The 14,169-nt window shown below is 60.3% G+C and carries 9 protein-coding genes; 3 read left to right on the forward strand and 6 right to left on the reverse strand.

From position 1 onward, the window contains the following. Positions 1-252 precede the first annotated feature (252 nt). Entirely contained in the window at positions 253-3,642 is a 3,390-nt protein-coding gene (locus TBK1r_RS29015; protein WP_419580491.1) for a hypothetical protein, read from the reverse strand. Between the two features lie 478 nt (positions 3,643-4,120). Next, positions 4,121-6,055, reverse strand: a complete 1,935-nt coding sequence (locus TBK1r_RS29020; RefSeq protein WP_419581602.1) for a preprotein translocase subunit SecA — start codon at positions 6,053-6,055, stop codon at positions 4,121-4,123. Between the two features lie 624 nt (positions 6,056-6,679). On the opposite strand from TBK1r_RS29020, the gene TBK1r_RS29025 reads away from it, so the two are divergent. Next, complete coding sequence (locus TBK1r_RS29025; protein WP_095742248.1) at positions 6,680-8,086, forward strand: BBP7 family outer membrane beta-barrel protein; 1,407 nt, start codon at positions 6,680-6,682, stop codon at positions 8,084-8,086. 241 nt (positions 8,087-8,327) lie between these two features. Next, the gene (locus tag TBK1r_RS29030; RefSeq protein WP_145218506.1) at positions 8,328-9,233 is read left to right on the forward strand and encodes an aldo/keto reductase; all 906 of its coding nucleotides are present in this window, start codon (positions 8,328-8,330) and stop codon (positions 9,231-9,233) included. Here TBK1r_RS29030 and TBK1r_RS29035 read toward each other — a convergent pair. The 4 genes from TBK1r_RS29035 to TBK1r_RS29050 all read right to left on the reverse strand — a co-directional run bounded on the left by TBK1r_RS29035 (position 9,226) and on the right by TBK1r_RS29050 (position 13,066). Next, positions 9,226-9,459: a hypothetical protein gene (locus TBK1r_RS29035; RefSeq protein WP_145218508.1), complete on the reverse strand. Its 234-nt coding sequence runs from the start codon at positions 9,457-9,459 to the stop codon at positions 9,226-9,228. The two genes, TBK1r_RS29030 and TBK1r_RS29035, sit on opposite strands and share 8 nt — an antisense overlap. A gap of 84 nt (positions 9,460-9,543) precedes the next feature. After that, positions 9,544-11,205, reverse strand: coding sequence for a protein kinase domain-containing protein (locus tag TBK1r_RS29040; RefSeq protein WP_145218510.1), 1,662 nt, complete (start codon positions 11,203-11,205; stop codon positions 9,544-9,546). Between the two features lie 53 nt (positions 11,206-11,258). Next, a complete protein-coding gene (gene larE, locus TBK1r_RS29045) occupies positions 11,259-12,182 on the reverse strand; it encodes an ATP-dependent sacrificial sulfur transferase LarE (protein ID WP_419580492.1) in 924 nt (307 codons plus the stop codon). After that, a complete protein-coding gene (locus TBK1r_RS29050) occupies positions 12,179-13,066 on the reverse strand; it encodes a class I SAM-dependent methyltransferase (RefSeq protein ID WP_419580493.1) in 888 nt (295 codons plus the stop codon). The genes larE and TBK1r_RS29050 overlap by 4 nt, the downstream gene beginning before the upstream one ends. A 117-nt stretch (positions 13,067-13,183) precedes the next feature. Between TBK1r_RS29050 and TBK1r_RS29055 the strand changes: the two genes are divergently transcribed. Beyond that, positions 13,184-14,140, forward strand: a complete 957-nt coding sequence (locus TBK1r_RS29055) for a ThuA domain-containing protein (protein ID WP_145218514.1) — start codon at positions 13,184-13,186, stop codon at positions 14,138-14,140. The last annotated feature ends 29 nt before the right edge of the window (positions 14,141-14,169 follow it).

The following is a 14,169-nucleotide window of genomic DNA, read 5'->3' on the forward strand; positions in this document are numbered from 1 at the left end:
AGTACTCAGTACTCCCCGTACTCCGTACTCCGTACTCAGACGCTAATCGCTAACTGCTAACTGCTAACTGCTAACTGCTAACTGCTAACTGCTAACTGCTAACTGCTAACTGCTAACTGCTAACTGCTAACTGCTAACTGCTGTTGAAACTTGAAACTTGAAACTTGAACCTTGAAACTTGAAAAAAAAAACGCGGCGTGACCCATCTGGCCGCGCCGCGTTTTCGGTTGATCGTGTTCGATCGGTGACCGCTTAGCGGTTGGGATCGAATCCGGTTTGAGCGAACTCTTCTTCCTCTTGGATGATGATCCGTGGGGTGACCATCAGCATCAAGCTGGAGGCGTCGCGTCCGACGGCGACGTTGCGGAACAGTCGGCTGATGTACGGAATCTTGCTGAGCATCGGAACACCGCGTTCGGTGCGTCCTTCGCTGAGTCGTTTGATTCCGCCGAGCAGGATCGTTCCTCCGTCCGGCACGCTCACCGTCGTGCTGACTTGGGTGAACGCGAAGGTCGGCAACTGGACGGTCGAACCGGAGATGATGTCTTCTTCATCTTCGCTGTTGACCGCGTCGTCGTCGTTGACGACACCGTCACCGTTGGTGTCTTCTTCGGCCCGACTGCTGCGTCGGGTCGTCCGTGAACCTTCGAACGTGAAGGTGTCGACGTCCCCGATTTGGCTGAAGAACGGCACCAGCGTCAGACGCACGAATCGCTTGTCATCGCTGACGATCCCTTGCACGTTCAACTGGGTGCCTTCGTTGAGGACCACGATCACGGGTTGTTGGGCGACGGCAAAGTCACCGACAACGGGCGTGATACTGGTCACGAAGGGACGTTGACTCTGGTCGGAGATCGTGGCGATCTGGCCGTCGAACAAGGTGACCTTGGGAGCCTGCATCACGTTCGTCCGCTCGTCGCCTTGGGCGGCTTGCAGGAAGAAGAACGCTTCGATGTCGCTAAGGATGGCGAAACCGATCGATGACAGGGCTCCGGGGTCGGGTGCCCCGAAGGCCGGGACGACGCCGAAGGATCCGTTGTTGAACGCGATGTCCAAGTCCGCCGTCGGCAATCCAGAGATCCCGTCGAATCCGACGGTGACACTCGGGCCACTGTCGTCATCGGGAAGCGTCTGGACGTTGTCGTCGAACTGGACGTTGAAGTCGACGCCGATCTGTTCAAAGAACGTATCGGAGAGCGTGATGAATCGCACTTCAATTGTGATTTGAAGGTTCTGCAGCGAACGCAGCGATTCGATCAAGTCGACGATCTGGTCGTGAACATCGCTGGTCGTGCTGATGATCAGACTGAGGTTCTGGGGATAGGGAGCCATGGTGCTGTTGCCACCAAGCGCTTCCCAGGTGTCCGGAACGACGGTCGTTTCGATCAGGCTGATCAGCGAATCGAAGTCCGCGAAGGAGCCACCACCACCGCTGCCGTTGGGCGGGTTCTGGGGGCCGAAGCCGCCCTGAGCGCCACCCGGTGCGTATTGGCCGAGCATGTTCGGTGCCATCTTGCTCGGCTGCAGGGCGTTGGCCTGTCGCGAAGCAAGGTCGGTCATCCGGACCGGCATCATCTGCACGTCCATCCGTGGGTTGGTCATTTGATAGGCGGCTCGCAGAGCCCCGGCCAACCCGTCTTCGTAGCTGGACGTGAAGTTCGGGATCGGAGTCACCAGGTCGGCGACCTTGTACACCCGCGTGATCACGTTGGCACGTTTGGCTTCGGCACTGGTGATTTGCAGCACTTCGTCCTTGATCTCATAGCCCAGATCCAAGGGTTCCAGAATCAGATTCAGGGCACTCTTGAGTTCGATCTGGTTTTGCAGTTCCAGGGTCACCGGAGTATCGATCAGAACGCGAACCGCTTCCATGGCGCGTTGGTTCATCACGATCGGCATGCCGGTGACTTTCTTCAAGTCTTCGATGACTTCGACCAGCGGGCGATTGCGGTACTGGACATTGACCGGAGTGCTCAACTGTTGTTTCAGTTTCTGCTCTTGGACGGTGCCGTACAGCGAACCGGTGTCACGGGATCGACGAAGTGTCAATTCGTGCCACGATTGTGGATCGCGTCCGAAGGTCATCGGTTGATTGGGATCCAAGCCGTCGGAGAGCGACGCGGAGTACTCGACGTCTTCCAGGCCCTTGTAGACCAGCTCTTCTTTACCGGCTTGGATGTCCCGCATGATTTGATCGCGAGTGGCGAACCGACTCTTGTGGAACATCGTCGTCGCGATGGTGGAGCCGGGTTTCAGCTCGCCCACTTGTTTCGCAACCACTTCCGCTTCGGAGTACCGTCGCTCGCGGATCAAGTCGTTGAACGTGTTGACCAACTCGGAGATCTCTTCATCGATTTGGGCTGTGCGAGCGGCATCGGTCGCCAGCTCGGTTCGGACCGCATCGTTTTGAAGTTCCAACTCGATCGACGCACGATTGGATTCGACGTATTGCTTTTGCTTTTCCAGTTCACGGTCGACCAAACGGGCGAGCGTGCGTTTGCTGGTTTCATCGACATTGGAACCGTCGACGCGTCGGCGCAGGCGGTTCAAGTTGTCCAATGCGTCCAACGGAGCCGATTCTCGGATTTCGGCGGCGTTGGCCATTTCGGCGGTGATCTCTCGATACAGCCGTTGGGTTTGCTCGCGTGATTCCGCATCGGCTTGATCGATCGCGGAAAGCTGAGGCTCGCCGCCGGTCCGCGGAAGCCGGGCCGGTTGCAGCAGCGTCAGTTTGTCCTTGAGCCCTTGTCGGGTCGCCAAGTCCAATTGATCTTCGTACTTCCACGCTTCGACAAAGTTCTTGCGAGCGGTTTCCTGGTCGCCGGCTTGAAGCGCCTGCAGTCCGGCTTGATACAGCCGGTTGGGATCGGCTCCCGGTGGGCCCAATTCGGCTTGAGGCAACGGTGGGATCGGCGCGCCGAGTGCTTGCACTTGGGCAACGGCTCCGCCGCCGACGTTCTCCAGTCCGGCGTTGGCGTCGGCATTGAACAGCATCTGCTTGATGAAGCCTGCTTCGTCGCTACCGATTTCTTGTTGTCCACCGGCCAAAGCGATTTGGGAATCCATCGTGCCGGAGCGTTTGGCGGCCGATTCGGCATCCAAGACGAATTGCCACACCTGGGGTGCCGCTTCGGGGGCGTTGAGCGATTGGGCCTGACGTGCCAGACGCAGTGCCGTGGCGGTGTCGCCCCGATCCAGCGTGGCGCGTCCGACGGCGATCAATCGCCGTGCTTCACGTTCGGCCGCGGACATGTCCGAGCTGCCCAACGCTGTTGCGGTGGCCAGCGGTGCGGCGTTGATCCCGGCGGACAAACGCTTGGGCGCCGGGGCCGGGATGTTGAGCAGTTCGCCGTCGATTCCGGCGATCTGCAGATCGACACGCAGTCGTGCGACATCGGCCGATAGGTTCGAATCCGACTTGGCCGCCGCCGAAGCTTGGCGGAAAGCGTTGACGGCCATTTCGTAATGGCCGCCGGCCAGCGCGGCGCGAGCCTGCTGGACGAGTTGTTTCCCACCGGCGGGGCGACTTTCGACCGTCGCGTTGGGCACCCTGTAGCCGGCCGGCAGGGCCGAGCCACCTTGTGCGTAGGAAGGAGCGACAGCAGTTGCCGCACCCGTTTTGTCGTTGGATGGCAGGCTCATGCCTGGCATCGGTAGCTGGGCAGAGACGCTGGACGCCCCTACAAGCCACGCCATTACGGCGCCGCCCCATCGATTGCGATTGAGGCCGAAAAGTTTTTCGTGGCGTTTCAACGCGACACTCCTTCTTCGCGGTGAGACTTCGTTGGATACACATGGAGTTTCCGCCTACGTTCACGAAAACCCATCGTCGGCTTAGCCCCACGGCACGTCTGTCCAACCAATGAGGACCGACCTTTCGCGAGCCCCGGACGGTGACGGACCGCGTCTGGCCGTCGCCATTCGGGCCCCGACGCTTGACCGACCAAAGTGGGCGGAAGTGCCGGGAGCTAATGGACACGGAGCCGGGGATACGGTGTTTTCGATTGCCCTGTCAAGCTCGGCCGAGCCCGGTTTTTGGCTTTTTTTCGAATTGAAACCCCCGTCGGCAGACGTCCAGTGCGACTTGAGTCAAAGCCGAAAAAAAGATCCCCCATTTGCGTCAGTCTGGGGTGTCTAGGTAAGGATCCTGGCCGATTTCACGCTGCATCTTCTTGCGTTCCTTTTCGTGATGCAGCAGCACCATCCGATCGCGAAAGTGCTTCTTTTCCACTTTGCGTTGGGCGCGGCGGAACAGTTTGGCGTAGGAGTCGACCGAATCGGTCAAACGTTCCCCGCGGGCTTTCAGCTTCTCGGCTTTGTCCGGGCCCAAGCCGCCTTTGAGAATGTCGTCATCCAACGACAGGTATTGGCGGTACGAACCCGGGTCGCCCTGGCGTCCACAGCGTCCGATCAGCTGGCGGTCGATCCGTGCCGCATCATGCAACTCGGTGCAGATCACGTGCATCCCGCCGAGTTCGACGATCTGGTCGGTGAGTTTGATGTCGGTACCGCGGCCGGCCATGTTGGTGGCCACGGTGACGCGGCCGTGTTGACCGGCATCGGCAACGATCTCGGCTTCCATCGCGACGTTGTTTGCGTTGAGAACCTGGTGCTCAATGCCGATCTCGTGCAGCATCCGCGACAACATTTCGCTCTTGTCGATCGAACGCGTTCCAATCAACACCGGGCGACCCGTCTCGTGAATCGTTTTGACCTCTTCGACGATCGCTTGAAATTTGGCATCGATCGAACCGAACACACGGTCGGCCAGTCGCTTGCGTTTGGGCGGTCGGTTGGTCGGGACCCGCAACACGGGCGTGCGGTAGATCCGTTTCAATTCACGCGCACTGGTCGCCGCGGTCCCGGTCATACCGGCCAAGTGGTTGTAGCGGAGGAACAGGTCTTGGACCGTGATCCGTGCCGCCTGGCCGGTGGGAACGCTGATCTCGATATTCTCTTTGGCCTCGATCGCCTGGTGGATTCCGTCGCGCCACTTGCGCCCTTCGGCGAGTCGGCCGGTGAATTCATCGACGATCACGATTTCATCGACGCCCTTGTCGTTGGGACGGACGACGTATTGGCGATCGAGCAGGAATTCGCGGTAAACCTTGATCGCCCGCTCGGTGTATTCGTACAGATCGACCAAGCCCATCGTCCGCACCAGGTTGCTCTTGGGCAACGCACGGACCTTCTGCCGGCCCCGCGCGGTCAGTTCGTATTGTTTGGTGTCGTCGTCGATCGTGAAGTGATCGTCCAGCTCGTATTCGGGCGCGTGCTCGGAAGCCCAGCGATAGGTTTCCACGATTTGGTCCCGGACGGTGTCTTCCAGGCTACCGATGATCAGCGGCGTGCGGGCTTCGTCGATCAAGATGCTGTCCGCTTCGTCGACCAGGCAGAAGTGCATGCCCCGCATCACCGGTTTATCGCCGGAATCGGAGAAACCGCCGCCGCCATCACCCAGCATTTCGGTCTGGATGCGGTTCTGGGCACGCAACAGCAAACGATCTCGCAGGAAATCGAATCCGAACTCTTTGGCCGTCCCGTAGGTGACCGCGGAGCCATACGATTTGCGTCGGGACCCTTGGTCGTCGGGCGTCTGGATGATTCCGACGCTGACGCCCAGCAAGTTGTAGATCGGGGTCATCCATTCGGCGTCCCGTTTGGCCAAGTAATCATTGACCGTTGCCAGGTGGGCGCCTTTGCCGACCAAGGAATGCAGGTACAGCGGCAGCGTCGCGGTCAACGTTTTTCCTTCACCGGTCTGCATTTCCGCGATGTGGCTTTCGAACAGCGAGATGCCGCCGATCATCTGCACGTCGTAGTGTCGCATGCCGAGCGTTCGGCGGCCGGCTTCGCGAACCAAGGCGTAGGCTTCGGGAAGCAGCTTGGCCAGTTTTTCGCCGGCCATGGCGCGGTACCGCAGCGCCAACGACCGTTTGCGAAGGTCGTTGTCGGACTCCGGTTGCAGCGTCGGTTCGAGCTCATTGATTTCGGTGAGCATCCGCTTCCAACGCACCATTTTGGGGTGGAAGCCGCCGCCGGAAAAGATCGACATCGACTTGGTGCCGACCGACTGAAAACGCTCTGGGGCGACGGTGGCCGGGGGCGTTCCGGCGTCACCGCGGGGCTTGTCTGAGTCGCCGCGGGGCTTGTCGGCGGGAATGATTTCGGTCGCTTGGACGACCTTGCGTTCGGCCGGCTCGGGGGCGACGTTGGGCTCGGGTTCGGTGATCGCTTCGGTCGCGGTGTTCGACTCGTGTTCGGTGACCGGCTGGTGTTCGGTGACCGGCTGGGGAGGCTCGATCGGTTCGACGATCGTATTGCGGGTTTCGGTGGGAGGCTCGATTTGCGTGTCAACGGAATCGGTCGGATCGGGCTGGCGGCTCGATCTGGCGTCGTTTTGGCCGGGGTCTTGGTCGGTCATCGAGCTGTTTAGGGGACCAATTTGCGAAAAGATTTAGCAAAAGCAGAGTGCTTGGGGAGCTTTGCGAACCCCAGTCTACCGCTCAAAACGCTGTTTTTCCTGCACTTTGGAAAGTCCAGGCAGTTTGAGTGTTGAAGTTGGGAGGGATACGCCGACTTTAAGCACCATAAGGGACGTTCTCGATCTAACGCTCGTTTTCGTCGATCGTCTTATACCAGTCGTTCCAGTAATCCCGGACTGCGCGAGACTACAATAATGAAGAAAAACTTTCGAGGCATGACCCTGGCAGCGCTGTTGCTGTCCGCCTCAGCGTCGGCCCAGGCTGACAACAATCAGTATGTACCCGCCAACGATTCCCCACAAGCATTCGTCGGCGATGTCGCCTCCGATGCCCCGGTGCACGTTGGTTCCCCTTTTGCCGCTCCCGTTGCACCGATCAGCGATTACGCTCCGGTGACCGTGGGTGATCTGCAGCCTGCCGGCTTCTTTGACGGCGGATTGAAGCGAGCGATCGGCGGTTGTGACAGTTGCGACAGCCCCGGCTGCGATGGTGTCGGCTGCGACAGCATGTGTGGCAGCAAGGGCGGCGGCTTGGCCGGCCTGCTCAACCTGTGCGGCAAGGACGGCTGGATGCGAGCCGAAGCGATGTTGATGTTCCATGCCGAGCGACAGGCACCACCACTGGTGACCTCTGCCGCACCCGGTGTGTTTCCCGTCTTGCCGGCAGCCACTGTGGAGTTCGGTGACGATCTCGATGGCGGCCTTTCCGGCGGCATTCGCACGGACGTGGGACGCTACCTGACCGACAGCTTCGGCATCGGCGGACGCACCCTGTGGATCGGCGAAAACGGCGACGATTACTCCGCCAGCGGTGACCAAACCGATGCGACTGCCCGTTCGCTCGGCCGCCCCTACTACTTCGTCCCCCGGTTCAATCCGGGCACGGCGCAAGAGGACTCGGTCATCATCAGTCAACAGAACTTGTTCTCCGGCAATGTCCAAGCGGAATACGCCACGGACTTGTTCATGGCCGATGGCTATGCCCGGATGACGTTCTGCCACAACAAATCATCGCGTCTGGAGTTCATCGCCGGTTACACCTACGCCGAGCTGGACGACATGATCTCGATCAGCAGCTTTCGCAGTGACACCAATGCCGGTACGAACCCGAACCTCGCCGGAACGGCCTTCTCCAGCTTGTTCGACACCGAAAACCGCTTCAACGGTGGTCAACTCGGTTTTGAATCGATGGTTGCTCGCGGACGTTGGACGGCCCGAGCGCTGACCAAGGTTCACTTGGGGAACATGGAGCAAACGGTCCGCAAGGTCGGCACGACGACCGATTTTCTGGCCAACGCCGCGATCTCGACACAGAATTCGAGCGTCTTGATCAACGACGAACAGGGAACGCAAACGCAAGACGTGTTCACGTTCATTCCCGAAATGGATTTCACCATCGGGTACCGGTTCCGCGATCACGTCTCGTTCACCGTCGGCTACACGTTCTTGTACTTCGACAACGTGGCGATGGCGGGCGACCAGATCAATCGCAATCGTGACACCGGCAACATCGGTGCCAACGTGACCCCGGTCGCCTACGACATCGTCGAAGGCAGCCACTGGGTCCAAGGGGTCAGCCTGGGCGCTTCGATCGACTATTAGGCTGCGGAGAATCATTTCGGCCGGTTGGAAGCTCTTTGCGTCATCCGGGATCACGACAAAGAATCTTCGCGTACCGAACCGATTTGTTTCAATTTCCAAAGACGCGTGGTCTCATCGACCACGCGTTTTTTCGTTGTTTCACCAGGCGGTTTGTTTTCGAGTTCGCCGACAGAGCCGGCGAAGGTGGCAAGCAGGATGCTTCCACCCTTTTTTCTCTCGTTTCCAACGAGCACTCATCACCATGCATTCCTCGAAACTTGTCTTGGGACTTTGGCCGATCGCCGGCATCACGACGATCGGCGTCACGCGCGATGACGCCAAAGCCACGCTGTTGGCAGCGATCGACGCCGGCATCACCACCTTTGACACCGCGTACAGCTACGGCTACGACGGAGAGAGCGATCGATTGCTCGGCGAGTGCGTTCGCGGCCGGCGCGATTGCTTCACCGTGATGGGCAAAGTCGGCCAGCGATGGAACGAGCAACGCGAACGCATTGTCGACGGCTCTCCACAACAGTTGACGCGCGACGCCGAAGCCTCGTTGCGGCGGATGGGGATCGATTCGATGGACACCCTGTTTTTGCATCAGCCCGATCCGAAGGTTGCCTTGGACGTGTCAGCCGAGGCGATGGCACGGCTGCAAGCACGCGGGCTCTGCAACCGCGTCGGGATCTGCAACGCGTCGGCCGAACAAGTCGAACAGTTCGCCGCAACGGTCCCCGCCGACGCAATCCAATGTCCGTTGAATCTGGTTCAGCGGGAGAGCCTTGTCGACTTGATTCAGCCGGCGCAATCAGCCGGTCGGGACGTCTACGTTTACTGGACGTTGATGAAAGGCTTGTTGGCCGGAAAGATCACCCGCGACCACGTGTTCGAGAAAGGCGACAGCCGGCCGGGTTACGCGATCTTTCAAGGCGAGACGCGTCGTCGGATTCACGATGCGATCGACCGTTTAAAACAGTTGGGCCGGGAGGTCGACCAGAGCGTCGCACAGCTGGCCGTCGGCTGGGCGATCTCGCAGCCTGGTGTGACCGCGGCGTTGGTCGGGGCACGCCGTGAAGAACAGATTCGAGAGCTGGCGGGGACGCGTGTGCTGTCGCCCGAAACGCTCGCCGAGGTGGAGCGGATTATGGTCGACGTCACTTAACTTCATCGAACGCGTCGTCTTCGAGCGCTTCGACGTCGCCGCCGCCGAAGTCATCTTCGAGCACTTCGTGGTCATCGCCACTGCCCTCGGCTGCCGCATCTTCCTCCAATTCCGCGTCGCCGTTGTCTGTCTTTGCAACGCGCCCGCCGGACGACATTTTTGCAGCGACCGGAACGGCGACGATCACGGCCAGCATCAAGACGGCCCAAAGACTAAAATACAGCATGACTGAAATGAAAAAGGTGTGTAACGAGGGTTCCCCAAAACGAGAGGCGTTCTAGTTTAGCTCGATCGATCCCCGGGTGAAATTTTATTCGGTCGGGGCGGGTTCGATTCCCAATTCCAGCCGCTCGCGTCCGGAAAACACCGTCTCGAACAGGGTAATCGCCGCCGCATTGGACGACTTGATGTCCGAATAGGCGGCTTTGAGTTGTCGTTTCGCTTCGTCGACGCGTAATTTGTCCCCGCTCTGTTTGGCGGCCTGGACCCGTCGGGCCAACGCGATCAAGCGATATTTCCGGTCGGTCGTGGGATTATTGAGCAATTCGACCAGCGTGGCTTCAGCCTCAGCGATTCGATCTTGCTCCAGATACAATCTGGCCAGCTGTAACTTTGCCTTGCTGACATACGCCTGCATCACGGCGCTGTCGCCGGGGGGGAAATAGGTTTCGATCGCTTTCCAACCCGGGACGTCGTCTCGCTCGGCGGCTTCCAAATACTGCTCTTCGATCGACCCCCGCTGGGGGACTTGGTCGGGGCGCAACAGGTCCGCCACGGCGGGGCGTTTGACTTGGGATGCCGTGGCGATCCCCAGCCCGACGGCCAGGATCGGAACCAGGCTGAGTGCGATCATCCGTTTTCGACGTCGAGCACGGTTTTGTTTTTCCTCATCCGCGACCCGTTGCAAACGTGCCGTTGCGGTCGCGGCGCCGGCCAAGCGACGCGTGTTGCTGCGTTGGGTCGCATCGTCACCGGTCAGCGCGTCGAGCAACGCGCCGGGTGATTGAAAGCGTTCGGCCGGATCTTTCCGCAGCAGCTTGGCGATGATCGCGACCAACCATTCCGGGACATCTTTGTCACCTCGAACGCGATCGAGCGGCTTGGGCGTTTCGTTGACATGGGCAAACGCCAGGGCGAGCGGATCATCGGCTTCAAACGGAGGGCGTCCGGAGAGCAGGTGGTACATCGTCACACCCAACGAATACAAATCGCTGCGCGGATCCACCGGCCGACCTTGGACCTGTTCCGGGCTCATGTACCGTGGCGTTCCAAGGGTCAGCCCCGCCTGGGTCAAATCGGCGCGACTGCCGTCGACGTCGTCGCCCAATCGGGCCAGGCCGAAATCGGCAACTTTGACCGACCCCGCCTTGGACCACATGATGTTCTCGGGTTTGATGTCACGGTGCGTGATGCCCTCGATCGCCGCCGCGTCGAGTGCGGACGCGACCCCGTAGAGAATCTCGATCGCCTGCTCGGGACCGACGGTCCCGTTGCGTTCGAGGTATTCGCGAAGGTTTTGCCCGGAGATCAGTTCTTGGGCGATGTAATGTCGCGAGGCGTCTTCACCGACTTCGTAGATTTGGACGATGTTGGAATGATTCAGCTTGGCGGCCGCCTTGGCTTCGCGGCGGAAACGCGTGATGTAGTCTCGGTCACGGGCCAAGTCGGGGCGCAACACCTTGATCGCGACATCGCGTTCGAGCGCCATGTCTCGGGCGGCGTAGACGTCGGCCATGCCGCCGCGACCGAGACGGCTGAGGATCAGATAGCCTGCCAGTCGCGATCCGACCAAGCTGGCCGTCGAAAGTGGCAGCGGTATGGATTCGGTGACGCTCGCTTTGTTTCCCGCTGCCGAATCGCCAACCGAATCATCGGTCGTGGCAGCTTGCTGCCATGTCGCGTCGGTGGTTTCCCTCGCATCGCCATCGCGGGAGTCTTCGTCTGACGAATCATCAGCTGCGGTCTTGTTCATGAAGTCTCTCGAAAACGTTGTGTGGGGCTCGATCGGATTGCCCCGGGCGGGAGTCACTTGCCGGGATCAATGGGTTGGCCGAGCGAGACGAGTTGGCGGTTCATGCTGCCGCTGGAAAAGCCTTGCAAGTCCAGGGTGATGTAACGAAAGCCGATTTCGACCAATTGCTCTGACAGCCGAGTACGGATGGGGGCGGCGGTCAGTTGGACGATTTGGTCCGCGGGGACTTCGATGCGCGCCAGGTCGCCTTCGTGGTACCGGACGCGAACGTCGTCCAATCCCAGACCACGCAACAAGTCTTCCGCTTTTTCCACCCGCCGCAATCGCTCGACCGTCACCGGCACCCCATAGGCGATCCGGCTAGCCAGACACGGCGAAGCGGGCAAGGTTGCATTGGGCAAACCGAATCGGTGTGCGATCTCGCGAACGCCGGCCTTGTCGATGTTCAATTCCGCCAGCGGTTTCAAGACACCGGCCTGATCACCGGCGGCGATGCCCGGTCGATAATCGCCCAAATCGTCGGCGTTGGTTCCCGAAACGATCGTTGCGTCCCGAAGCGTCGGACTCTGGCACAGCTGGTAAAGTGTTTGATACAGCGTGCTCTTGCAGTGAAAGCAACGCGAGCCGTCATTGACTTGGTACGCGGGCAATTCGACTTCGCGTGTTTCCATCAATCGATGCGTTGCCCCCAGGTGCTTGGCGACCGATTGGGCCAGTTCGAGTTGCCAGGTCGCGACACTGGGCGAAACTGCCGTGACGGCTGTGACCGCGCGGGCGGTGCTGCGGAGCGCCGCGGCCAATACCACGCTGCTGTCGACCCCGCCGGAGAACGCGACGGCGATCTCACCGCGGCCGTCGAACCAGCCAATCAGCTCGGCCTGCAACTGCGCCACCGAGCGGGCGGGCGCTGTGGGGGCAGTCGAGCGGTCGGCAGTCGAGCGGTCGGCGGGCAGTGGTGTGGAAGAATCAGTCGTCATGCATCAGGCGAATGGAAAGTGACCCGAACAAAAAAGCCGGCATCGAGTTTTCGGCCACCCGAACCGTCCAGCGTTAAACGTCCGCTGTCGACGATCGAATCAAACCGACGGGGCGAAAACGAGAACGTTTTCGGCATCTTGGATGCTAAATAGTCTACCACGTCTTCGCCGGCGACTTGCGGAGAATGCCCCGTGATGAGCAGACGAAAACCGTTCGGCGACAACAGGGACACGCAATCCTGCAACAGCGGCCAGAGGTCGCGTTCGAGTCTCCAGGCTTTGCCCGATGGCCCATGCCCATACGCCGGGGGATCCAGGACGATCGTCTGATACCGGTTGCCGCGGCGGACTTCGCGGGCGGTGAATTTGGCCGCGTCGTCGACCAGGTATCGAATCGGATGATCGGCCAGTCCGTTCAGCTGCGCCGCTGCTCGCGCGGCCGTGACGTTCGGTTTGGCGGCGTCGACGTGCGCGACTTTCATCCCCGTCGCGGCCATCACGATCGAACTTGCGCCGGTGTAGGCAAACAGGTTCATCCCGCTGGCGTCTCCACCGGTTCGGGCAGCGGTCTGACGCAGCCACCGCCAGTTGGCCGCCTGTTCGGGAAAAACACCGACGTGACCGAAGGGCGTGGGGGCGATCGGCATTTGAAATCCGTCGCAGTCGACCCGCTGGTCCGCCGGCCAAGGCGTCCGATGTTCCCAGTCGCGGGAATCGACATGGAAAACAGAATCGGCGGCCGCCCACAGATCCGGGCGGTGTTTTCGTTGGCCTTCGGCCGCCGGCGAGGGGCGGTCCAAGATCCGGCCGCCGAATGATTCCAATTTGCGTCCGTGGCCGAAATCAAGCAGCCGATAGCCGGGGCCGTTCGATCGTTCGTTCACCGTGTTGCTCATTTCTCAAGCCTGCACTTTTGCCGAACGCCTGTAAAGGAGACTACAATAGCCATTCCCACGCGTTCCCTCCCCCCCCGCTGAACACGCACGCCTCCAGGTCCCTCCATGCCCAGCCTCTCTCGATCGCGGCTCCTGTTGATTCTGTTCGCCGCCCTGGCACTCTTGTCCGCCCCATCACTCCTTGCGCAGCAACCTGATGAGTGGGAGCAAAAAAAGGCCGAGCGATTTAAACCGTTGTCGGAAAATGAGAAGCACCAGATTGCCGCGGCTGTTCCCAGCGAGTTGGCGGCCAAACCGTTGCCCAAGCGACGTGTCCTCGTTTTTTATCGCTGCGAAGGATTCATTCACACGTCGATTCCGCATGGCAACGAATGCGTTCGGATGATGGCGGAAAAATCCAAGGCCTTTGAAGTCGACTTCGCCGACACCTATGACGTCTTCCGGGCGGAGAATCTGGCGCGGTATGACGCCATCCTGTTGAACAACACCACCCACATGCAATTCCCCGAACCGGCGATGCGTGACGCCTTCATGGACTTCATCATCGGCGGCAAAGGGTTGGTCGGTTTCCACGCCGCCAGCGACAACTTCAATCGGCATCCCGAGTGCCTGGCGATCGTCGGCGGTACGTTCGCCGGCCACCCCTGGGGCGCCGGCGGCAAGTGGGCGTTCAAATTGGACGATCCCAGCCATGTCCTCAACGCCGCGTTCGACGGTTCGGGATTCTGGCACTCCGACGAGATTTACCAATACGACCCCAAGTCCTACGTCGGTACGGGCGTGCTGCGTCTGTTGGTCAGCCTGGACATGAGCAAGGAAGCCGTCTCCAGTCGCATCAACGATGGGCCGCGTGAGGTTCCTGTTTCATGGATCCGTGCTGCCGGTGACGGCCGGGTGTTCTACACCAACTTCGGCCACCGCGAGGACACGTTTGCCAATCCGGTGATCGTCAAGCACATGCTCGACGGCATTCAATACGCGCTCGGTGATTTACCGGCGGACGCCACGCCGACGGACAAAATGGAGAGCCTCGAGCCCGCCTTGGCTCCCGCTATCAGATAGGTGTCGATCCACCACGGCAGGTCCGTTAT

Source organism: Stieleria magnilauensis (genome assembly GCA_007753675.1).
Taxonomy (GTDB): domain Bacteria; phylum Planctomycetota; class Planctomycetia; order Pirellulales; family Pirellulaceae; genus Stieleria; species Stieleria magnilauensis.

Excerpts from the sequence above, each read along its gene's own strand:
- TBK1r_RS29020 (WP_419581602.1), bottom strand. The coding sequence starts at position 6,055 with ATGTCGATCTTTTCCGGCGGCGGCTTCCACCCCAAAATGGTGCGTTGG.
- TBK1r_RS29040 (WP_145218510.1), bottom strand. The coding sequence starts at position 11,205 with ATGAACAAGACCGCAGCTGATGATTCGTCAGACGAAGACTCCCGCGAT.
- TBK1r_RS29030 (WP_145218506.1), top strand. The coding sequence starts at position 8,328 with ATGCATTCCTCGAAACTTGTCTTGGGACTTTGGCCGATCGCCGGCATC.
- TBK1r_RS29015 (WP_419580491.1), bottom strand. The coding sequence starts at position 3,642 with ATGAGCCTGCCATCCAACGACAAAACGGGTGCGGCAACTGCTGTCGCT.
- TBK1r_RS29035 (WP_145218508.1), bottom strand. The coding sequence starts at position 9,459 with ATGCTGTATTTTAGTCTTTGGGCCGTCTTGATGCTGGCCGTGATCGTC.
- TBK1r_RS29025 (WP_095742248.1), top strand. The coding sequence starts at position 6,680 with ATGAAGAAAAACTTTCGAGGCATGACCCTGGCAGCGCTGTTGCTGTCC.
- TBK1r_RS29055 (WP_145218514.1), top strand. The coding sequence starts at position 13,184 with ATGCCCAGCCTCTCTCGATCGCGGCTCCTGTTGATTCTGTTCGCCGCC.
- larE (WP_419580492.1), bottom strand. The coding sequence starts at position 12,182 with ATGACGACTGATTCTTCCACACCACTGCCCGCCGACCGCTCGACTGCC.